The 20,803-nt window shown below is 74.7% G+C and carries 22 protein-coding genes; 11 read left to right on the top strand and 11 right to left on the bottom strand.

Going from position 1 to position 20,803, the window contains the following annotated elements; translation table 11 throughout:
* Positions 1–2: 2 nt before the first annotated feature.
* Positions 3–1,163, bottom strand: coding sequence for a pyridoxal phosphate-dependent aminotransferase (locus tag FKD65_RS23765; RefSeq protein ID WP_141579579.1), 1,161 nt, complete (start codon positions 1,161–1,163; stop codon positions 3–5).
* A 57-nt stretch (positions 1,164–1,220) separates the two neighbouring features.
* Between FKD65_RS23765 and FKD65_RS23760 the strand changes: the two genes are divergently transcribed.
* Both FKD65_RS23760 and FKD65_RS23755 read left to right on the top strand, forming a co-directional pair.
* A complete protein-coding gene (locus FKD65_RS23760; RefSeq protein WP_141579578.1) occupies positions 1,221–1,766 on the top strand; it encodes a helix-turn-helix domain-containing protein in 546 nt (181 codons plus the stop codon).
* 32 nt (positions 1,767–1,798) lie between these two features.
* On the top strand, positions 1,799–2,404 hold the full coding sequence (locus tag FKD65_RS23755) for an HD domain-containing protein (RefSeq protein ID WP_141579577.1): 606 nt from the start codon (positions 1,799–1,801) through the stop codon (positions 2,402–2,404).
* A 141-nt stretch (positions 2,405–2,545) separates the two neighbouring features.
* Here FKD65_RS23755 and FKD65_RS23750 read toward each other — a convergent pair whose 3' ends face one another.
* Positions 2,546–3,103 (bottom strand): dihydrofolate reductase family protein, encoded by a 558-nt coding sequence (locus FKD65_RS23750; RefSeq protein WP_141579576.1) that lies wholly within the window; start codon positions 3,101–3,103, stop codon positions 2,546–2,548.
* Positions 3,104–3,246: 143 nt separating this feature from the next.
* On the opposite strand from FKD65_RS23750, the gene FKD65_RS46305 reads away from it, so the two are divergent.
* The 4 genes from FKD65_RS46305 (at position 3,247) to FKD65_RS23730 (ending at position 8,193) form a co-directional block, all read left to right on the top strand.
* Positions 3,247–5,931 (top strand): LuxR C-terminal-related transcriptional regulator, encoded by a 2,685-nt coding sequence (locus FKD65_RS46305; RefSeq protein WP_141579575.1) that lies wholly within the window; start codon positions 3,247–3,249, stop codon positions 5,929–5,931.
* A gap of 113 nt (positions 5,932–6,044) precedes the next feature.
* Entirely contained in the window at positions 6,045–6,722 is a 678-nt protein-coding gene (locus FKD65_RS23740; RefSeq protein ID WP_302931545.1) for a YoaK family protein, read from the top strand.
* 61 nt (positions 6,723–6,783) lie between these two features.
* Positions 6,784–7,233, top strand: coding sequence for a hypothetical protein (locus FKD65_RS23735; RefSeq protein ID WP_141579573.1), 450 nt, complete (start codon positions 6,784–6,786; stop codon positions 7,231–7,233).
* 153 nt (positions 7,234–7,386) lie between these two features.
* Positions 7,387–8,193 carry an SDR family NAD(P)-dependent oxidoreductase gene (locus FKD65_RS23730; RefSeq protein WP_141579572.1) on the top strand — a complete coding sequence of 269 codons (807 nt, stop codon included), beginning with the start codon at positions 7,387–7,389 and terminating at the stop codon, positions 8,191–8,193.
* A gap of 46 nt (positions 8,194–8,239) precedes the next feature.
* Here FKD65_RS23730 and FKD65_RS23725 read toward each other — a convergent pair whose 3' ends face one another.
* The 5 genes from FKD65_RS23725 to FKD65_RS23705 all read right to left on the bottom strand — a co-directional run bounded on the left by FKD65_RS23725 (position 8,240) and on the right by FKD65_RS23705 (position 13,291).
* Entirely contained in the window at positions 8,240–9,712 is a 1,473-nt protein-coding gene (locus tag FKD65_RS23725) for a DHA2 family efflux MFS transporter permease subunit (protein ID WP_240809571.1), read from the bottom strand.
* Position 9,713: 1 nt separating this feature from the next.
* The gene (locus FKD65_RS23720) at positions 9,714–10,286 is read right to left on the bottom strand and encodes an NADPH-dependent FMN reductase (RefSeq protein WP_141579571.1); all 573 of its coding nucleotides are present in this window, start codon (positions 10,284–10,286) and stop codon (positions 9,714–9,716) included.
* A 91-nt stretch (positions 10,287–10,377) separates the two neighbouring features.
* Positions 10,378–10,758 carry a MerR family transcriptional regulator gene (locus tag FKD65_RS23715; RefSeq protein ID WP_141579570.1) on the bottom strand — a complete coding sequence of 127 codons (381 nt, stop codon included), beginning with the start codon at positions 10,756–10,758 and terminating at the stop codon, positions 10,378–10,380.
* A gap of 19 nt (positions 10,759–10,777) precedes the next feature.
* The gene (locus FKD65_RS23710; RefSeq protein WP_141579569.1) at positions 10,778–11,800 is read right to left on the bottom strand and encodes an NADP-dependent oxidoreductase; all 1,023 of its coding nucleotides are present in this window, start codon (positions 11,798–11,800) and stop codon (positions 10,778–10,780) included.
* Between the two features lie 81 nt (positions 11,801–11,881).
* Positions 11,882–13,291 carry an MFS transporter gene (locus tag FKD65_RS23705; RefSeq protein WP_141579568.1) on the bottom strand — a complete coding sequence of 470 codons (1,410 nt, stop codon included), beginning with the start codon at positions 13,289–13,291 and terminating at the stop codon, positions 11,882–11,884.
* Between the two features lie 83 nt (positions 13,292–13,374).
* Here FKD65_RS23705 and FKD65_RS23700 point away from each other — a divergent pair, with 83 nt between their 5' ends.
* Positions 13,375–13,953, top strand: coding sequence for a TetR/AcrR family transcriptional regulator (locus FKD65_RS23700; protein WP_141579567.1), 579 nt, complete (start codon positions 13,375–13,377; stop codon positions 13,951–13,953).
* 45 nt (positions 13,954–13,998) lie between these two features.
* Here the strand turns inward: FKD65_RS23700 and FKD65_RS23695 are convergent, their stop codons facing one another.
* Complete coding sequence (locus FKD65_RS23695; RefSeq protein ID WP_205718231.1) at positions 13,999–15,303, bottom strand: MFS transporter; 1,305 nt, start codon at positions 15,301–15,303, stop codon at positions 13,999–14,001.
* Between the two features lie 147 nt (positions 15,304–15,450).
* Here FKD65_RS23695 and FKD65_RS23690 point away from each other — a divergent pair, with 147 nt between their 5' ends.
* Positions 15,451–15,822, top strand: a complete 372-nt coding sequence (locus tag FKD65_RS23690) for a hypothetical protein (protein ID WP_141579565.1) — start codon at positions 15,451–15,453, stop codon at positions 15,820–15,822.
* Between the two features lie 12 nt (positions 15,823–15,834).
* Here FKD65_RS23690 and FKD65_RS23685 read toward each other — a convergent pair whose 3' ends face one another.
* Entirely contained in the window at positions 15,835–16,263 is a 429-nt protein-coding gene (locus FKD65_RS23685; RefSeq protein ID WP_141579564.1) for a hypothetical protein, read from the bottom strand.
* Positions 16,264–16,350: 87 nt separating this feature from the next.
* On the opposite strand from FKD65_RS23685, the gene FKD65_RS23680 reads away from it, so the two are divergent.
* Positions 16,351–17,160 (top strand): helix-turn-helix domain-containing protein, encoded by an 810-nt coding sequence (locus tag FKD65_RS23680; RefSeq protein WP_141579563.1) that lies wholly within the window; start codon positions 16,351–16,353, stop codon positions 17,158–17,160.
* On the opposite strand, the gene FKD65_RS23675 is transcribed toward FKD65_RS23680, so the two are convergent.
* On the bottom strand, positions 17,147–17,821 hold the full coding sequence (locus FKD65_RS23675) for a response regulator transcription factor (RefSeq protein ID WP_141579562.1): 675 nt from the start codon (positions 17,819–17,821) through the stop codon (positions 17,147–17,149). The genes FKD65_RS23680 and FKD65_RS23675 overlap by 14 nt on opposite strands.
* 24 nt (positions 17,822–17,845) lie before the next feature.
* Positions 17,846–19,045 carry a sensor histidine kinase gene (locus tag FKD65_RS23670; protein WP_141579561.1) on the bottom strand — a complete coding sequence of 400 codons (1,200 nt, stop codon included), beginning with the start codon at positions 19,043–19,045 and terminating at the stop codon, positions 17,846–17,848.
* A 128-nt stretch (positions 19,046–19,173) separates the two neighbouring features.
* Between FKD65_RS23670 and FKD65_RS23665 the strand changes: the two genes are divergently transcribed.
* Together FKD65_RS23665 and FKD65_RS23660 are read left to right on the top strand one after the other, a co-directional pair.
* A complete protein-coding gene (locus FKD65_RS23665; protein ID WP_205718230.1) occupies positions 19,174–20,328 on the top strand; it encodes a hypothetical protein in 1,155 nt (384 codons plus the stop codon).
* A gap of 53 nt (positions 20,329–20,381) precedes the next feature.
* Entirely contained in the window at positions 20,382–20,792 is a 411-nt protein-coding gene (locus FKD65_RS23660) for a phosphoribosyl-AMP cyclohydrolase (protein ID WP_141579560.1), read from the top strand.
* Positions 20,793–20,803 lie beyond the last annotated feature (11 nt).

The raw sequence follows: 20,803 nt of genomic DNA, 5'->3' as shown, positions 1-20,803 counted from the left end.
GGTCACCGCAGGGCGAGGCCGAAGCGGTCGCCGAGGCCGGTCAGGCGTTCGATGGGTTCGTTGGCGAACACGAGCCGCAGGTAGTGCGACCCGCTGGGGCCCCAGCCGTCCATGGGGGTGGCCGCGATCCTCGCCCGGTCGAAGAGGCGCCGGGAGAGCTCGGCGGCGGTCAGCTCCAGAGGCCCGGTGTCGACGAGGAGCGACCAGCCGCCGTGCGGCGGGACGACCGGGTAACCGGCCAGCTCGTGCAGGACCGCCTCGCAGCGCCGTTGCCATTCGGCGGTGGCGGCCGCGACATCGGCGTCGGCGTCGGGCGCGTCCAGTGCGGCGGCCACGGCGTCCTGGGCCAGACCGACCTGGCAGACGACGTTGGTCAGGCCGACGAGGCGGATGTCGGCGACGATGGGCGCCGGGCCGACGACCCAGCCGACCCGCCAGCCGATGAGCCGCAGCTCCTTGGAGGCCGAACCGACGGTGATCGTGCGCGCCGCCAGGCCCTCGCGGGCCGCGGGGTGGCTGGGAGGACGGCCGTCGAAGCGGATGCGCTCCATGGCCGCGTCGTAGACCAGCCAGGCGTCGTGGCGCTCGCAGGCGCCGGCCAGGGCGGACCAGTGGCGATCGTCCAGGACGAGGCCGGTCGGCATCGCCGGCCCCATCATCAGGACCGCGGCCGTGCCGGGTCCGACGGCACTCGCGAGCCTTTCGGGATCGACGGTCCACCCGTCTCCGGCAGGCTGGGCGGGGACGAAGCGGGGGATGCCGCCCGCGAGCCGTACCCGGTTGACCAGCCCGGCGTAGATGGGGTCGCACAGCACGACCTCCTGCCCGGGCTCCACGATCGCCAGAAGCGTGTTGAGGATGCCGTTCAGCCCGCCCGCGACGCCGACGCATTCGGTGTCGGGGTCGTAGGGCCGTCCTGCGATGCGTCCGACGTGTGCCGCGGCGGCCGCGCGGAGGGAGCGGTGCCCCTGGAACGGCAGGTAGCTGTTGGCCGCGTCGTCGTCGACGGCCGCGCGGGTGGCGGCGAGGGCGACGGCGGGCGGCCGCAGGTCGGTGTCGAGGTTCTCCAGCCTGAGGAACTCCGGGTCGTTCACGGCGTCGGCCGCGTCTCCCACGGCGTCCACGCCGATGCCCGGGATGCCGCGCAGCCGTGTCACCGTCATCGCGCCTCCACCGGGGTTCCATTGTACTGATACATGCGTACCACTATGCTGATACGTATGGATTCTGCGCAAGTGGTGGGACGGAACGTGCACCGGTTGCGCACGGCGGCGGGGATCTCGCTGGCCGACCTCGCGTCCGCCAGCGGCATCAGCAAGACCACGCTGCACGGCATCGAGCAGGGCCAGGGCAACCCGACCCTGAGCACCCTGTGGGCCCTGGCCACCGCGCTGAAGGCGTCCCTGGGCGAACTGCTGGAGGCGCCGCCCTCGACGGTGGAGGTGGTCCGCGCCGGCGACAGGCGGCCGCGGGTCGAGGGCGACGCGGTCAGCGCGCGCCTCCTCCACCGCATCAGGCTGCGCGGCACCGTGGAGGTCTACGACATCGCCATCGCCGAGAGCACCCAGCACTCCGAGGCCCACCTGCCCGGCGTGGAGGAGTGCCTCGTCCTCACCCGGGGCCGCGCCACCGCCGGTCCGGCCGCGTCCCCCGCAGACCTGGCCGAAGGCGATTCCATCCGGTTCGACGCCGCCCACCCGCACCTGTACCGAGGTCACACCGCGCACAACCGCGCCGTCCTCCTGATGGTGCACCCCGAAACCTGACCCACGCCGGAGACGGAGAACGGAGAACCAACATGACCTCTGCGGGATTCGACGATCTTCTGATCCCCGACACCCCGGTCTGCCGCGGCGCTCTCGAAGTGGCCACCACGTATGAGACGCCCTCCCTGCTCAACCACTCCGTCCGCTCCTACCTATGGGCAGCGGCCTACGGGCAGATCAACGGCATCGGGTTCGACGCCGAGCTGCTCTACGTGGCGGCCGTCCTGCACGACATCGGCCTGGTGGCGGAGTTCGACAGCCACACGGTGCCGTTCGAGGAGGCGGGCGGCCATGTGGCCTGGGTCTTCGGCGCCGGAGCGGGCTGGCCGGTGGAGCGGCGGGTACGGGCCTCGGAGATCGTCGTCCGGCACATGTGGCCCGAGGTGCCGGTCGAGCAGGATCCCGAGGGCCACCTGCTGGAGCTGGCCACCGGCATCGACATCTCCGGCCGCGGTCTCCAAGGGATCCCGCCGGGCCTGCGAGCCGAGGTGCTGGAACGCTACCCGCGCCTGGACCTGGCCGAGGAGTTCACGGCGCGCTTCCGCGATCAGGCCGCGCGCAAGCCGGGCAGCACGGCCGCGGTCGCCGTGGCCGGCGGGGTCGCCGAGCGCATCCGCCGCAACCCGCTCGGCGCCTGACGGGCCGGGCGCCCTTGAGGTCCGCAGGCGGTCCGGACGTGACGGGAGGCGCCGGGGCGGGGGCGCCGCCGCGTGGCCGGGGCGTCGTGACCGGGCGGCGCCGGGCCCTGGCAGTGCCCGCTCCACGGAAACCCTGGCCCGTCAGGCGTCGGCGGTGGAGGGCTTGATGCGGTACGACAGCAGCACGACGCCGGAGTCGAACGTCCGTGTTTCGAGGACGTCGAACATGGCGCGGCTCTCCTGCCTGAAGAGCAGGCCCTCCTCGTCGGCCTTCCCGACGAAGAACGGGTGGACCCAGAGCCGGAGCTCGTCGAGCAGTCCGTGCCGCATCAGGGTGTGGGAGAGGCGGCCGAACCCGTACAGGACGATGTCCCCGCCGGGCTGCTCCTTGAGGCGGGAGATCTCGCCGACCACGTCTCCGCCGATGACGACGGAGTTGTCCCAGTCGGCCTTGTCCAGCGTGGACGAGACGACGTACTTCGTCACCGCGTTCATCTTGTCGGTGTAGGGGTCGCCGGACCGCCCCTTCCACACCGAGGCGAAACTGTCGTAGGTGTGCCGGCCGAGCAGGACGCCGTCGCAGCCGAGCAGCAGTTCCGTCTGCGCGCCGGAGTCGCCGCCCCCGAGGGACGGCCAGTCCTGCGGGTCCTGGATGACACCGTCGATCGAGACGAACGTCGAGTTGATGATGCGTCGCACGGGCTTCTCCGATCCGGGTGGTCTGCGTGATCGCCGTATGTCCCGCAAGTCTCCGGGCCGCGCCTTTCCAGGACATCCGTGCCGCCACGGAGACGGCACGGAAACCGCCACCGGAGTCTCTCCGGAGCCACGACACTGGCGTGATGACCCCCCAGCGTCCGGTCCAGGTGTCCAAGCGCGAGGCGGAGGTCCTCGCGGCGCTCGCCGAGCGGCTGTCGAACGTCCGGATCGCCGGCAGGCTCCACATCTCGGTCCGGACGGTCGAGAGCCACATCTCCTCGCTCCTGCGCAAGTACGGCGCGGCCGACCGGTGGGAGCTGGCGGAGGAGGCGCGGCGCGCCACGCCCCCGCCGGGCCACGTCGCCGGCCTGCCGGCGGCGCGGACCGCGTTCCTCGGGCGCGCCGAGGAGGTCGCGGCGGTGCTCGGCCTGCTGGAGAGGGAGCGGCTGGTGACCCTCCTCGGCCCCGGCGGGATCGGCAAGACGCGGCTGGCGGCGGCGGCCGCCGAGGCGGCCGCGCCGGCGTTCCCGCTCGGCGGCGCGTTCGTCGACCTGGTACCGGTCGCCGAGGCCTTCGTCGCGCAGGCGGTGGCGTCCGCGCTCGGCTTGGCCCAGCGGCCCGGCCAGTCCCTGGAGGACGTCATCGTCCGCCGCCTCGCGAGGGGCCGGACGCTGCTGGTGCTGGACAACTGCGAGCATCTCCTCGACGCCGCCGCCGACCTCGTCGAGCGGCTGCTGTCCGCCTGCCCCACCCTGACCGTCCTCGCCACCGGCCGCGAGCGCATCGGGCTGCAGGGCGAGCGGACCGTTCCCGTCCCGCCGCTTCCGGCGGGCTCCGACGCGGAACGGCTGTTCCTGGCCCGCGCGACGGCCGCCGATCCGGGGTTCACCGCCGCCCGCGAGGACGTCGCCGAGATCTGCCGCCGGCTGGACGGCGTGCCGCTGGCGATCGAACTCGCGGCGGCGCGCGGCGCGTCCCTCGGGGCGAGCGGGCTGCTGTCCGCGCTGGACGACGTGCTGCGGCTGCTGACCGGAGGCCGCGGACCGGTGGAGCGGCACCGGTCCCTGCGCGGGGTCATCCGCTGGAGCCACGACCTGCTGACCGAGGACGAGAAGGAGATGTTCGAGTGCCTCGCGGTGTTCGTCGGCGGGTTCGATCTGGCTGCCGCGGGCGCAGTCGTCCCCGGCCTCGGCGCGGGGCCGGTCGCCGACCTGCTCGGCCGGCTGGTCGACAAGAGCCTCGTCGTCCGGACCGCGGAGGGCCGGTGGCGCATGCTGGAGACGGTCCGCGCGTTCGCCGCGGAGCGGCTCGCCGCCGGTGCCGCGCAGGCGGCCGTCCGCGAGCGGTACCTTGGGTGGGCCGCCGACACCGCCGCCGAACTGGAGGACATGCCGGCCGGCGAATGGCGCGACCGCTTCGACTCCGTCGCCGACGACCTGCGCGCGGCCCTCGCGGGAGCGCCGCCCGGCCCGGCGGACGCGCCGCACCGCCTCGCCCGGTCGCTCGGGCATCTGACCTTCTCCCGCCGGTTCCTCGACGAGGCGCCCGGCCACTACCGGGAGGCGGCCCGCCGGGCGTCCGCCCCGGACGAGGCGGCGCGCGATCTGCGGGACGCCGCCGACGCCGCGCACGCCCTGATCGAGACCGGCCGGTCCTTCGACCTCCTGCTGGAGTCGGCGGAGCGGTCCCGCGAGGCGGGCGACGGCGACGGGGAGGCGGTCGCCCTCGCCTTTGCCGTGGTGACCGCCGAACGGCACCCTTCCGGCTTCGACGCCGAGATCCCCCACGAGCGCCTGCGGGCACTGCTCGCCCGGGCCGCCGCCGTCGGGGACTCCCGCGACCGGGTCGTGGCCGCCCACGTCGCCGCCGCAAGGGCGTGGAACCACTTCGCAGAGAAGGTGACCCCGGATCCGTCCCTGGCCGGGGACGCGCTCGTCGCGGCCAGGGCCACCGGCGACCCGGTGCTGCTGTCGGCCGCGCTGGACGCGTGCGGCATCGCCGCCCTGACCGCGGGCCGGTTCCGGGAGGCGCACCGGATCGCCACCGAACGCGTCGGCCTGCTCGCGGCGATGCCGCGCGACGTCCCGTATCCCGCCCCGGAGATCACCGACACCTACCACATGGCCACGTCCTGCGCCGTCGCGGCGGGCGACCTGCGCGCGGCGCTGGCGGCGGCGCGGCTCGCCGCGTCCGACGACCTGGTCGGCGACCGGTCACCGGTCGCGATGAGCACCCTTCTCCAGTCCCTGGTCCTCATGGGCGACCTCGACGAGGCGCTGTCGCACGCGGACACGCTGTGGGAGGCCTGCGAAGGCGCCGGAAGCCCGCTCGCCTGGACGGCGCCCTCGGCCGCGGCCCTCGCCCTGGCCCACGGACTTCTCGGCGACGAGGACGGCCTCCGCCTGTGGCGCGCCCGCGCGGAACGCATCGCAGGGGACGCCCGGTCCCGCTACCTGGACTCCTACGCGGCGTTCGTCGACGCCCGGACCGCGCTGCGAGCCGGGCGGACCGATGACGCTGCGGCCCTGGTGGAGCGGGCGTTCGCCGCGTTCCCGCCGCAGGACTGGTACCGGGGATACGCCCGCGCGACCGGGGCCGAACTCGCCGTCGCAGCGGGCCTGCCCGACGCTCCGGAGCGCCTGGCCGCCGCCTCGGACGCCGCCGCGGAGAACGCGTGGGCCGCCGCCTGCCTCGCCCGCGCCTCCGGCCGCCTCCACCGGGACATCGGGGTACTCACCGGCTCGGCCGAGGCATGGGAACGCATCGGGGCCCGCCACGAACAGGCCTGCACCCTCGTCCTGATCGAGGATCTACGCGCCCGTCGCTGACACAGAAGCGGCGAGTGCAGGCGCGGTGACACCATTTTCGGCTCCGTTCGCCTCTACGACACGCCCCGGGTGCGTCCTCATGATCCCGCTGGGCGACTTGCGAGAATGCGCGAGTGCCTGGATCCCGCTACGAAGGACCGCTGCCGTCATTGCTCGTCCTGCTCACGATAATGACCGGTCTGGTGGACTCGGTGAGCTTTCTGGAGCTGGGCAACGTCTTCGTGGCGAATATGACCGGAAACATCATCTTTCTCGGGCTGGGCCTCGGCGGCAGTGGGACGGAGGTCCTGCTGACCTCGCTCTCGACCGGGTCCTACTGCGTCGGTGCCCTCGTGGGAGGGCGCTTCGCGTTCAAGGGGATCGAGCACAAGGGCCGGCTGCTGGGCGCGGCCACCGCGACGCAGGCGTGCGCCCTGGTCGCCGCCGCCGTGATCGTGGCGACCGTGGGGCACGGTGCCGGGCCCGGCCGCCTGGCGGTGATCGCCGTCCTCGCCGTCTCGATGGGCTGGCAGTACGCGATCGTCCAGCGGCTGGAGGTGCCCGACTTCAGGACGGTCGTGATCACCACGACCCTCACCTCCCTGCTCGCCGGGTGCGACGAGAGCCGGAGCCGGCTCGCGCGCAAGAGCCTGTCGATCGCGGCCCTGCTGCTGGGCGCGGCCATCGGCGCCCTCCTCATCCGGACCGTCTCGGTGTCGGCGCCCCTGTGGTGCGCGGTCGCCGTGCTGGTCGCGGTCGCCGCCGCCGGTTTCGCCGCCGCGCGGCGCGCCGGCGTACAGAGCCGGACCTGACCGGAGCGCGCCCAGCGTGAGAGGGATGTGGGAGCCCGTCGATGCTGGGTAGCGCCACTGCATGGACAGAATCACGCGCGGGCTGGTCGCCGGAGCCGCCGGGACCACCGCCCTCAACATGGTGACCTACCTCGACATGGCGCTGCGGGGCCGTCCGGCCAGCAGCACGCCCGAGCAGAGCGTGGAGAGGCTGGCCGACGTCGCCGGGGTCGACCTGGGCGAAGGGGAGAAGGCCGAGAACCGGAAGGCCGGGCTCGGGCCGATGCTCGGCTTCGGCACGGGCCTCGGCGCCGGCCTGCTCTACGGCCTGCTGTCGGGGCGCCGGCGCCTGCCGCGCCCGGTCGGGACCGCCGTCCTGACCGGGCTGGCGATGGCCGGGTCGAGCGCGCCGATGACCGCCCTCGGCCTGACCGACCCCCGCCAGTGGTCGGCGACGGACTGGGCGTCGGACGTCGTCCCCCACCTGGCGTACGGCGCGGTCGCCGCCCATGTGTACGCGGCGCTGAACTAGGGCGCCGCGAACGCCCGCCGGGCGGCCGACGCGGAGTCACGAGACGCCTGGCTCCAGGCCGCCGCGTTCAGGTGCAACCGGTGGGGGCGGGGCGGGGTTCAGAGGGCGAGGCGCGTCCGGGGTGGACGCGCCCGCCTTGTGAGAGGGGAACCCATGGACCTGCGGCTCGCCGGACGCGTCGCGATCGTCACCGGGGCGTCGAAGGGGATCGGCGCGGCCGTCGCCCGGACCCTGCTGGAGGAGGGCGCCCGCGTCGTGGCCGTGTCCCGCAAGCCCGGCGGGGAGCTCGACGCGCTCGCCGGGCCGGACCTGCTGCACGTGCCCGCCGACCTGATGGACGCCGGCGCTCCGGCGCACGTCGTGGAGCGGACGGTGGAGGAGTTCGGCCGGCTCGACGTCCTGGTCAACAACGCGGGCGGGCCGCCGCCCGGCGCGCGGCTGCCCCGTTTCGGGTTCCTGACCCCGTCGGACGACGACTGGCGCGCGGTCTTCGAGTTCAACCTGTTCGCGGTGGTCCGCGCGGTGCGGGCGGCGATCCCGCACCTGCTGGAGAGCGACGCGGCGTCGATCGTGAACGTCTCGTCGGGGAACGGCCGGCGGCCCGGGCCGATGAACTACGACTACAACGCGGCGAAGGCGGCGCTGAACAACCTGACGAAGGGGCTGTCGGAGGAGTACGGGCCGCAGGGCGTGCGGGTCAACTCGGTGTCGCCGGGCCCGGTCCGGACGCCGTGGTGGACCGACGAGGGCGGCGCCGCCGACATCATCGCCGGGGCCACCGGCTCCGACCGCGACGCCGTGCTGGAGCGCGGCGCCGCCGAGATGATGAGCCTCACGACCGGACGGCTCGCGACGCCGCAGGAGGTCGCGGACGTGGTCGCGCTGCTCGCCTCGCCGCGGTCGGCGAGCACGACCGGGGCCGATTTCGCGGTCGACTCCGGCTTCCTCAAGGAGGTCTGACCGGCGGCGCCGCCGGCCCCCGGCGCCCGGCCGGGGGCCGGTCGCGTCATCCGGTGGGGCGGCGGGGCAGCAGCAGCGCCGGGACCAGCGCCAGGGCCAGCATGGCGACCGCGAACAGGTAGGTGTGCTGGAACGCGTCCGCCAGCGGCCCGGCGACCGCCCGGTGCCCGTCCGGTCCCAGCCCGTGGACGGCCTGGAGCGCGCCGCCCTCCCCGTCCGGCACGAGGCCGCTCATCAGCGCGGACAGCACGACCGAGGCTGTCGCCGTGCCGATCGCGCCCGACATCGTGTTGATCAGGTTGACCGTGGCGCTCGCCGCGGGCGCCCGGTCGCGCGGCAGGCCGCGGGCCGCCGCCGTCATCGCGGGCATCATCGTCGCGCCGCCGCCCGCGCCCATGAGCAGCATCGTCGCGCACAGCCCCCAGTAGGACGCGTCCGCGTCGAGCTGGACGGTGAACAGCGCGAAGCCGGTGAGGGCGATCGCGACCGACACGGGCACGAGCCGCCCGGGCGGCACCCGGTCGGCGATCCGGCCCGCGACCTGCATCGCCGTCCCGGAGCCGAGCGCGAACGGGATGCCGAGCACGCCGGCCATCGTCGCGCTCTCGCCCCGGACGACCTGCAGGTAGAGGGGGAGCAGCAGCATCGACCCGAAGTAGCCGAACGAGAACAGGGTCAGCGTGCCCGCCGCGGCGGCGAACGTCCGGTCCCGGAACACCCGCAGGTCGATCAGCGGGTGCCGGGCCGTGAGCGCCCGGACCGCGAAGGCCGCGATCAGCGCCCCGCCCGAGGCCATCGGCACCACGACCTCCGGCGAGCCGAACGCACCGCGGTCGCCGCCCGTCGTCACGCCGTACAGCACGGCGGCGATGCCGGGCGAGAGCATCAGCAGGCCCGGCACGTCCAGCGGCCCGCCCTCCGCCGGGGCGTCGCGCGGGAAGAGCCGCAGGACGAGCGCCACGACGGCCGCCGCGACGGGCAGGTTCACGAAGAACATCCACCGCCACGACACCTCGTCGATCAGCCAGCCGCCGAGGACGGGCCCGGCCAGCGGCCCGACGAGGATCGACAGGCCGAGGGTGCTCATCAGCCGGCCGAGCCGCTCGGGGCCCGCGGCGCGCAGCAGGATCGTCATGCCGACCGGCATCACCAGCCCGCCGCTGAACCCCTGCACGACCCGGAACGCGATCAGCGACTCGACGTTCCACGCCAGCCCGGCCAGCAGGGAGCCGGCGCCGAACGAGGCGATCGCCCCCAGGTACAGCCGGCGGGCGCCGAAACGCCCGACCGCCCACGCGCTGGACGGGATCATCGCGCCGAGCGCCAGCGAGTACCCGGTCGCCACCCACTGGATCGTGCCGAGCGGCGCGCGGAACTCCTGGGACAGCCGGTCGATCGCGACGTTCACCACCGTGGTGTCCAGCGTGATCATGATCGTGCCGAGGACGAGGACGAGCGCGATCGCCATCGGGCCCGGCGGCGTCCGGCCCCGCGCCGGGGCCTCGGCGGTCGCGGTCACCTCAGCCCCCGTACGGGCGGACGGCCCGGGCGTCGCGCAGCGCGTGCCCCCACCAGGCGAGCTGGTCGAGCATCCCCTTGGCCGCCGCCTCGGCGCCCGCCGGGTCGTTCGGCCGGCCGTCGTCGCCGAACCAGTTCCACGGGCCGTGGAAGCTGACGGTGTCGCGGACGGTCACGGCGTGCAGCTCGGCGAAGACGCCCCGCAGGTGCTCCACCGCGCGCAGCCCGCCCGCGAGCCCGCCGTAGGACACGAACGCGACCGGCTTGGCCCGCCACTCGTGGAAGTGGGTGTCGATCAGGTTCTTCAGCGTGCCGGGGAAGCTGTGGTTGTACTCGCAGGTCACCACGACGTAGGCGTCGGCCTCGTGCAGCGTCGCGGTGACCCGCGCGAACCCGTCGGACGTCCCGGTCCCGAGCGCGGACGGCGGCGGCTCGTCCGCCACGTCCACGACGTCGACGGCGAGGTCGTCGCGCTGCCGGGCCTGCTCGGCGAACCAGGTCCCGACGGTCGGCCCGAACCGTCCCTCGCGCGTGCTCCCGATGATGATCGCGACGCGCAGCGGTGCCTCGGTCATGTGGTCTCTCCCTAGTGGACGCGGCTCGATGACGCGATCGAAGCTACGGAGACCACGGCGGGCGGCTCATCTGTCAGATGACCGGGATGCCCTACCTGTCGGCGGCGCCGGTCTCGCCGATCTGGGCGGCGAGCGCGCCGCGCAGCGCCGTCAGGTGGGCGATCTCGGCGTCGAGGAGGGCGAGGCGGCGCCGGGCGACCCCGGCGCTCTGCGTGCAGCCGGGGCCGCCGTAGGGCGGGAGGGCGTCGCCGTCCAGGAGGTCGAGCCGGTCGGCGCAGCCGCGGACGTCCTCCACGGTCAGCCCGAGGGACAGGAGCCGGCGGATGGTCAGCACGCGGGCCACCTCGCGGGGCCCGTACCGGCGCTGCCCGCCGGAGGTGCGGGACGGCGGGGGCAGCAGGCCGCGCTGCTCGTAGAACCGCAGTGCCCGCGGCGTCGTTCCCGCCGCCGCGGCGGCGTCGCCGATCCGCATGTGGACTCCTCCCGGGACGTCACAGTTCGACGATGACGGCCCCGAGGTGCCGCCCGCCGATCAGTTCGTGCAACGCCCGGGGGGCCTGTTCGATGCCCGCGACGCGCACGTGCGGGAAGGCGATGTCGCCGGAGCGCAGCCAGGCGCCGAAGCGCTCGGCCCATTCGGAGGGCTCTCCGGTCCCGGCCAGGCCGCCGAAGCCGCGCATCTCGACGTGCTTGGCGATCAGCTGGAACGTGTCGACCTCGGCCGGCGAGGTGGTGCCGGTGAGGTCCGGTGCGAGCTGCCCGGCCAGCGCGCCGACGAGGACGACCCGAGCCCCGGGCCTGGCGGCGGCCAGGGCGGCCTGGAGCTGCTCGCCGCCGACGTTGTCGATGACGACGTCGATGCCGTCGGGCGCGGCCTCCGCCAGCCGCCCCGCGAAGGACCCCTCGCCCCGGATGACGGCCGCGTCGTACCCCAGCTCGGACACCAGGCGGGCGGCCTTCTCGGGTGAGCCCGTGCTGCCGATCACCCGCCCGGCACCGAGCAGGCGGGCCATCTGGCCGGCCAGCGAGCCGACACCGCCCGCCCCGCCGGAGACGAAGACGGTGTCCCCGGGACGGACGCGCGCGTCCCGGGTCAGGGCCGTGTACGCGACGTCCGCCTGGCCGAGGTGCGCGGCCGGATCGGGCAGTGCGCCGTCCAGCGGAGTGCACTGGCCGGCGGGCATGACCGCGTACTCCCGCCAGCCCAGCCAGTGCCGCACCAGGTCGCCGGGACGTAGCCCGGAGTCGCCGGGCGCCGACACGACCTCGCCGATCGCCGCCCCGAACAGGGCGTCGCCCTGGCGCAGCGGAGGGAAGGGGGTGCCCTTCACGCCGCCGCCGATCAGGGTTCGCAGCGACGGGAAGACCAGGAAGAAGCGGTTGCGGACCAGCAACTCCCCGTCCGCGGGTACGGGCACGGGCTCCTCCACGACGCTGAAGTGCTCCGGTTCGGGCAGCCCGCCGGGGACGGCGGCGAGCCGGACCACGCGCGAGGTAGGGGGCAATGACGGCATCGGACGCTCCTCAGGACCTGGAATCCGGGCGCGGGGCCCGGACGCGGGCCACGAAGCTAACCGTTGACCCGCGCGTCAGGGTCAAGCGTCCGCGGGCCTCGGTTCGGCGGCGCGGCGCGGACGGGGCGGTGTCAGGACGGCGGCCGCGAGGGTCGCGACGGCGGCCGTGGCGGCGGCGACGACGAAGCCGTGCGCGAAGCCGTCGAGGGTGTCGCCGGTGAGGCTGGCGGCCGCGACGCTGGAGATGACGGCGGCCCCGACCGAGGCGCCGAACTCGTGGAAGGTGCTGACGATGCCGGAGGCGATGCCGGACTCGTGCGGCGCCACCTGGCCGAGGGCCGTCGCGGAGGCGACGACGAACATCGCGCCGGTCCCGGCTCCCGCGATCGCCGTGCCGACCACGACGGTGACGGGGTGCAGCGACACGGCCGGGACCGCCATGCCGGCCGCGGTGGTGACGAGCCCGGCCACCGCGAGGCGGCGCGGCCCCATCGCGGCGATCGTCCGTCCGGTGAGGTCGGCGCCGGCCACCGTCGCGACCGCGATCGGCAGGAACAGCAGGCCGGTGCGCAGCGCGCCGTACCCCCGGGCGTGCTGGAAGTAGAACGTGCCGAGGAAGAACATCGCGATCATCAGGGCCGTCGCCGTCACGATCAGGAACGTGCCGGTGGCCACCGGGCGCCGGACCAGGAGCGAGAGGTCCATCATGGGCGAGGCGGCGGTCCGCTGCCTGGCCGCGAACGCCAGGTAGCCGGTCGCGGCGAGCAGCACCGGCCAGCCGGTGCCCGGGTCGAGCCAGCCGTCGTCCCCGGCGCGGATGAGCGCGTAGATCAGGGCGCCGGACGAGGCGGTGACCAGCAGCGCGCCGAGGACGTCGAGCCGGGGGCGGGGCGCGGACGCCGCGCGGCGCGGCAGCATCCGGGCGAGCGCGGCGAAGACCACCAGCCCGATGGGGACGTTGACGAAGAACACCCAGGGCCAGCCGGGGCCCGCGGTGAGCGCGCCGCCCAGCAGGACGCCGAGGGCGGCCCCGCCGCCGCCCAGCGCCGACCAGACGCCGAGCGCCTTGTTCCGCTCGTCCCCCTGGAACAGGGTGACCACGAAGGACAGGGCCGACGGGGACAGCATCGCCGCCCCCACCCCCTGGGCGACGCGCCCGCCGAGCAGCACGGCGGGCGATCCGGCGAGGCCGGTGGCCAGCGACGCCGCCGTGAAGACCAGCAGGCCCGCCAGGACGACGCGCCTGGCCCCGAACAGGTCGGCGGTACGCCCGCCGAGCAGCATGAGGCCGCCGAAGGTCAGGGTGTAGGCGCTGACCGTCCAGGTCACCGCCTGGCGGCTCAGTTCCAGGTCGGTCTCCATGTGCGGCAGCGCGATCGCGACGACGGTGACGTCGAGGATCAGCATGAGCTGGGCCACTCCGAGGAGCCCCAGGATGCGCCAGCGCAGCGGATGGGGCTGCGCGGACGGTTCGTGACCGATGTCCGCCATGACGGCTCTCCTCATTAAGTCGTACTACTCCATACGAGTTAAGACCGTAACATGTACTTCGCTGTACGAGTTAAGATGGGCGCATGTCCTCCGCCGCTCCTGGCCGGCGCCGGCGCGCAGACGCCGAGCGCAACATCGCCCGCATCGTGTCCGCGGCACGCGAGTGCCTTGGCAGGGACCCGGGCGCGAGCATCGACGACATCGCCAAAGCGGCCGGCGTCGGACGGATGACGCTCTACGGCCACTTCCGGAACCGGGCCGAACTGGTCGAGGCCGCCTTGGTCGACGCGCTGCGCGCCGGTGAGGAGGTGCTGTCGGGACTCGACCTGACCGGCGATCCCCAGGAGGCGCTCAGTACGCTGGTGGAGTCCAGCTGGGCCCTCGTGGCCGAATCGAGGGCGCTGCTCGCGGCCGCCCAGGAGGCCCTTCCGGCGGGACGCGTCCGGGAGCTGCACGCCGATCCGGCGAAGCGCGTCGAGGAGATCATCCGGCGGGGGCGGGACGAGGGCGTGTTCCGCACCGACCTGCCGATCGCCTGGCTGGTCAGCGTGGTGCAGTACGTCCTGCACGGTGCCGCCGAGGAGACCCGGGCCGAGCGGCTGGAGGAGGAGGAGACCGGCCGCGTCGTGTCCGCGACGGTGCGGTCCATCGTGTCGGCCTAGCCGATGGCGCCTGCCCGGGCGATCAGCTCCGGGCGCCGTCGGGGGTCATGCCTTCCGCATGCCATCGGGGACGGGATCGGGAGGGTCGTCGGGTGCGGCGGCGGTGGCATCCGAGCCCGCGGGGCTCGCGTCCCGCCCGCTCCGGCGCAGGGCGGCCGCCGTGGCGAGGGTCGCGACCAGGCCCGCCGAGCCGGCCGTGATGAAGGCGACCCGGGGATCGGTGAGGTCGAGCAGCACCCCTCCGCCGAGGTAGGACAGCGCGGCGGCCACCCCGATGGCCCCGTAGAGGCTGCCGAAGACGCGGCCCAGCAGGTGCGGGGGCACGCTGCGCTGGATGAGCGTGCTGGTCGCGACGTCCATGGCGGCGATGCCGAGGCCCCGGACGAGCTGGACGGCGAACGCCGCGGCCACGGCCCAGGCCAGTCCGGTCAGCAGGTTGCCCGCGCTGCTGACCGCGAAGCCCGCCGTCAGGAGCACCGCCATCGGCATGCCCGCCCGCGTACGGGCCAGCAGGGCGTATCCCGCGAACAGCCCGATGCCGACCGCCGCCAGCAGCAGCCCGACCGCGGAGTCCCCGCCGTGCAGGGTGTCCTTGGCCAGGAAGACCAGCGCGACGTCGTCGATGCCGTTGAAGGCGACCACCGCGAAGTACCCGAGGCCGATGGCGCGCAGCAGAGGGCTCGCCGCGATGTACCGAAGGCCCCGCCCCGTCTCGCCCAGCAGTGTCGTCGGCTCCCGGGCCTCCTCGCCGCCCGCGGCCGGGCGGCCGCCCGGCAGGAAGCCGAGCACCACCGCCGAGACCAGGAAGGTGGCCGCGTCGACGAGCAGTACGCCGCGCACGTCCAGCAGCGGCAGCAGGAGGGCCGCGAGCAGCGGTCCGAGCGCCTCCCCGCCGTTGGTGCCGAAACCGATCGCGGCGTTGGCGCTCTCCAGGTCGCGGTCCCGCACCAGCGCGGGGACGACCGCCCGGGAGGCCGGCTGGAAGACCTGGCCCGCGATCGCGCGGAGGGCGACCAGCACGAGCAGCACGGGCAGCGACGGCAGCCAGAGCGCGATCACTGCCAGCAGCGCGCCCTGGACCAGCTCGCACGTCACCATGACCCGCCGCAGCGCGAACCGGTCGCTGACCGCGCCGGCCAGCGGACCGAGCAGGGCGGGCGCGAAGTCGCCCACCAGGAGCAGCAGCGCGACGGCCAGGGCCTGGCCCGTCGTGTCCGCGACGTAGAGCATGAGGGCGACCAGGCTCAGCGAGTCACCGAGGAACGAGACCGACCTCGCCGTCCACAATGCCCGGAACGATCGATTAGTGCCGATCAGTCGGAACGCGCCGACGGCCGCTTCACTGGTCACCGGAGCGATCATGGCAAACCGTCCCCGCCAGGAGATCCCCCGCGAGGACCAGACCACCCCGGCTTCACCGTCGGGGACCTCGCCCGGAGGGCGGCTTTACCTCGCGGGTAATCGGTCCGTGGCGGGGCGTGATGGCAGGGTCGCGGTATGGAACGGACACTGGAGATGCTGGCGGGCGGCCGGGTGGCCTGGGGTGCGCTCGCGCTGGCCGCGCCCGGCCTCAACGTGAGGCTGGCGGGCATGGGCGACCGCGACGCCCCCGAACTCAGGTACATGATCCGGATCTTCGGCAGCAGGGCGGTCGCGCTCGGTCTCGGCTACCTGCTGAGCGACCCCCGGGCGCGGCGGCGGTGGCGGAGGCTCTGCCTGGTGGTGGACGCCTGCGACACCGCCGCCGGGCTCGCGCACGCGGTCCGCGGCGACGTGCCGCGCGGACCGGCGGCGGGCCTCACCGCGATCACCGGAGGCTACGCCGTCCTCGGGGCCCTCGCCCTGCGCGCGGAAGCGCGACCGTCCTGACGGTCGCGGGCGTCATGGCGCGACGAACTGGTGGTCGGTGCGGATACGGCCGGCGGGGTCCAGGGAGAGGACGTCCAGCCCGCCGCCGACGGCCTCGCGGCCCCCGGTCGTCACCATCGACCAGCGGATGGCGATCACGCCGGGGAGCAGCGCGGTCGGTTCCTCGGCCGCGAAGACGTGCTCGCCGGACGCGACGAACATCTCGTAGGCGCGGCCCACCCGGGCCTCCAGCGCGTCGTGGCCGTGGACCTCCAGGGAGGGCACGGGAACGGCGAGCGCCGTTGCGGCGTCCCGGATCTCCTCCGGCGGTTCGACCAGGACGTGGACCGCGTCGGACGCCCAGAGTTCGCGGACGAGCGCGCCGCGCGCCACCGGGTCGGGCTCGTTCCACATGGCGACATAGCGGTCGGCCAATCGCTTCACATCGGGTTGAGTGCTCATGGGCAGCAGTGTGCGAGGCGCCCCCGCGGCGCCGCGATTCCCTCCAGGGAATGGAGCCGGCGCGGGCGTCCGGTGTGGAATGGGGGCATGACGGTGTCGGCGGAATCCGGGAAGTTCGCCCGCGACCTGCGGAACTGGCGGACGCGCCGCCGCTTCAGCCAGCTGGAACTGGCGATCAGGGCCGACACGACCCAGCGCCATCTGAGCTTCCTCGAACAGGGGCGCTCCCTGCCGGGCCGCGGCATGGTGGTGCGGCTCGCCGAATCCCTGGAACTGCCCCTGCGGGAGCGCAACGGGCTCCTGCTCGCCGCCGGCTACGCGCCGGTCTATGCCGAGTCGAGCCTGGACGCCCCCGAGCTCGGCCCGGTCCGCGAGGCCCTGGAACGCATCCTCGACGGGCACATGCCCTACCCGGCGGTCGTCGTCCGGCCGTACGGCGAGCTCGTCGCGGCAAACCCGGCGCTCGGCGTCCTCACCGAGGGCGCCGCGCCCGCCCTGCTGGAACCGCCGGTCAACGTCCTGCGCCTCGCCCTGCACCCGGACGGGATGGGCCGCCGCGTCGAGAACCTCGCCGAATGGGGCCGGCACATCACCGGCGGCCTCCGCGACCGGGCGCGGCGCGTCCCCGCCCCGGGCCTCGCGGAATTCATCGAGGAGTTGGACGGCTATCTGCCCCCGGTCGAGTCGCCGGGCGAGCACCTCGGCTTCGCCGTCCCGCTCCGGCTGCGGACCCCGGACGGCGAGCTGCGGCTGATCACCACGCTGACCTCGTTCGCGACCGCCGTGGACGTCACCCTCTCCGAACTGCACCTCGAGGCGTTCCTGCCCGCCGACGAGCCCACGGCGGCACTCCTGCGCAGGCGGGGAGGCGAGTCAGGGTCTGCTACGGGGCGGTGACGTGGCCGCCGTCCCATGCCCAGGCGGCGATCCCGACCCGGTTGCGGGCGCCGACCTTGCGCTGGATCGCGGCGACATGGTTCTTGACGGTGCCCGGCGAGATGAACAGCGCCTCGGCGATCTCGCCGTTGGTGTGCCCGCGCGCGACGAGCCGCGCGACCTCGGCCTCCCGTCCGGACAGCGGCTCGGTCTCCCGTCCGGACAGCGGTCCGGGCGCGGCGGGCCGCCGCGCCGGCTCGGCCAGCCGGCGCAGCAGCCGGACGGTGATCTCCGGGCTGATCAGCGTGTCGCCGGCCACCGCCGCGCGCACCGCCTCCACCAGCAGGGCGGGGCTCGACCGCTTGAGCAGGAACCCGCAGGCGCCGTCGCGCAGCGCGGCGTGCACGTACTCGTCGAGGTCGAACGTGGTGACCACCACCACGCGGATCGGGTCGGCGGCGCCCGGTCCCGCGAGGATCCGGGTGACCTCCAGCCCGTCCATCCGGGGCATGCGGACGTCGGCCAGCACGACGTCGGGCCGCAGATGGCGGGCCTGCTCGACGGCCGAGGCGCCGTCCGCGGCCTCCGCGACCACGGTCAGGTCCGGCTGCGCGTCCAGGATGATCCGGAAGGCGCCGCGGACGTGCTCCTGATCGTCGGCGATCAGGATGCGCGTCGTCATGCCCGCCATCGTCTCACCCGGCGGTCAGCGCCGCCTCGCGCGCGGGGCCCGGTCCTCCAGCGGCAGGACGGCCGCGACCCGCCATCCGGACGGCTCGCGCGGTCCGGCGGTCAGCGTGCCGCCCAGCATCTCGACCCGTTCGCGCAGACCCGGCAGGCCGAGCCCGCCCCGCCTGGCCGCCGGGCCCGTCCCGCCACCGGGGGCGTCGTCGGCGACGAGGACCCGCAGCGAGGGGGCGGCGCCCGCCGAGCGGCGCACGCTCACGTCCACCCGGCCCGCTCCAGGGGCGTGGCGGCGCACGTTGGTCAGTGCCTCCACCACGACGCGGTACGCGGTCGTCCCCACCTCGCGCGGCACGTCCAGGTCCGGGTCGAGGTCCAGATGGACGGGCGCCGTCCCGGACGCGGTGAACCTCGCGGCGAGGTCGGGGAGGTCGGCCAGGGAAGGGGCGGGTGCAAGGGTCGCCCCGTCGCCGTCGGAGCCGGCGTCGTCGCGGAGCATCCCCAGGGTGCGGTCCATGGACGCCATCGCGCGGAGCGCCGCCTCCTCGATGATCGTGAGGGTCCGCGCGGCCGCGGACGGGTCGCGCTCGGCCAGGATCTGCCCGGCCCGGGCCTGCGCGAGCATCTCGCCGACGTCGTGGGCGACGAAGTCGTGCAGGTCGCTCGCCAGTTGGAGGCGCTGCCGCCGCCGCGCGGACGCCACCGACCGGCGCCGGCGGTCGTCCAGCGAGCGCAGGTAGAGCCCGGTCGTGACGGCGAGCACCGGCGGCAGCGACCACGCGGCGAGGGCGGCGAGCCCGGCCGCGCCGGGGACGCCGAAGCGCAGGATCCAGCACGGCACCGCCGCACCGGCGAGGCCGGCTCCGGCCAGCGCCCCGCGGAACGCCGCCGCCCGCACGACCAGCGCCACCAGCAGCGTCAGGGCGGCGACCTCGACGAGGCCGAGCAGGTTCTGCGGCGCTTCGCCCTCCCGGAACCGCGCACCGGGCGACGCCCCGGCCGTCGCCGTCGCGGCGAGCGAGACGCCGCCCGCCACCGCCGCGGCGATCCAGGTCGCCTCATGCCGGGCGGGCCGCATGGCGAGCACGGCGAGGGCGGCCGCCACCGCGACCGCGACCGGCACGGTGGCGGTCCAGCCGTACACCGGCGCGCCGGCGGCGCCGAGCAGCACCGGCGTTCCGGCCGCGGCCGTGCCCGCCTGCCGCAGGACTCCGTTTCGCACGGTTCGAGCTTAGGCAGCGGCGCCGCGTAGGCCACCCTGCCGAACGGCACACCGCCCCGCCCTGACCAGCCCAGAACATGCGAAACGGCATATGTCCGAGGGCTTCGCGGCCCGCCCACGCTGAAGGCATGCGCACTTCGAGACCGGCACTCAGATGGTGGGGTTCGTGGCCCGCCTGGACGGGCTACGCGGCCGCCGCGTGGTCACTTCTCTACGGCACGCTGGGGCTCCACTGGGCCATGGGCGGCGCCGGCTACCCCTTCGGACCGGTGGACGAGGACCACCTCTCGGGGTCGGTCCTGGAAGGGGCCGACGTGGACGTCGCCGCGCCCGCGATGGCCGCCGTCGGGGCCGCCGGCGCCGTGCTCGGCGTGGTCATGGCACGCGGGCGCGGCCGCCCGGCCCTGCGGAGCGTGCTGCTCGGCCTCGCGTGGGCGCAGGCCATCTCCTTCGCCCTCGTGATACCCGACTACTTCCTGATCGCGTTCGTCGCGCTCGCGCCGCTGCTCCTGGTGTTCGCGTTCACCGGGGTCCCCGGCGCGCAGGGCGGGGTGGGCGACATCCTCTACTGGCACCGGGTGAACCTCCTCATCCTGTTCGCGGGCGGCGTGCTCTGGGCCGCGACCGCCCTGGCCTACCAGCGCCGGACGCGCGGGACGTGCGTCCACTGCGGGCGCGGCGACCGTCCCGCCGCGCACTGGACGACCCCCGACTCCGCGCTGCGCTGGGGCAGGTGGGCCGTCTGGGTCGCGTGCGTCGCCAGCCTGCCGTACGAGCTGACCCGCGTCGCCTGGTACTTCGGCTACCCGCTCGGCATCACCGAGGACTTCGAGCGGATGATGCAGGACACGCCGGGCATGCTGGAGGCCGGTCTCGGGTTCGCGATCGCCTCGCTCCTCGGCGGCGTCCTCACCCACGGCCTCGTCCACCGCTGGGGCACGGTGTATCCGCGCTGGATCTGGTTCAAGGCCGGGAAGCGGGTCCCGCCGGCGCTGGCGATCGTCCCCGCGTCGATCGTGGCGGTCGCGCTCGTCCCCGCGGGCCTGATGAACCTCCGCATGGACCTGGAGCCCGGCCTGTGGGCGGTGACCCTGCCCGGCCTGATCTTCGTTGCCTGGGGCGCGGCGCTCGGCGCCGCCACGCTCGCCTACCACCTGCGGCGCCGCGGCATCTGCCGGCACTGCGGACTGGGCGCCGCCGAACCCCTGCCACGCGACGACCACGCCGGCGCGGGAGCCTCCGTCGGCGGGGGACCACCCGCCCGCCACCGGGCGGCGGACTGATCCGCCTCGTGTCAGGGGAGGCGGCCGGCGCCGCGGGCGGGCAGGATGGCGGGGTGAACGAACTAGAAGAAGGCACCCGGCTCACCTTGGACTTCGACAAGCTCGCGGGAGTCGCGGCGACGGGCGCGCGGGTCGTCCCGGTGGTCCTGCAGGACGCGGGCAGCGGGGAGGTCCTGTTCATCGGATACGCGAACGACCAGGCCCTCAAGGCCACGCTGGACGAGCGGATCGCCGTCCTGTGGTCGACGTCCCGCAACGAGCTGTGGCGCAAGGGCGCGACCTCGGGGGACGTCCTCGAACTGGTCGACGTCCGCGTCAACTGCGAGCAGAACTCCCTGCTCTACCTCGTCAACCGCACCACCGGCGGCGCCTGCCACACGAACCTGCCGTCCGGGGAGGCCCGCCCGACCTGCTACTACCGCTCCGTCGCCGACGACGGGGCGCTGCGCCACCTCCTGCAGTGAACGGCGGCGGC

Origin of the sequence: Actinomadura sp. WMMA1423 (assembly GCF_006547145.1) — a bacterium.
In the GTDB taxonomy this organism is placed as follows: domain Bacteria; phylum Actinomycetota; class Actinomycetes; order Streptosporangiales; family Streptosporangiaceae; genus Spirillospora.
The sequence above is the reverse complement of the archived record's forward strand: the minus strand, read 5'-3'. Positions and strand labels throughout refer to the sequence as shown.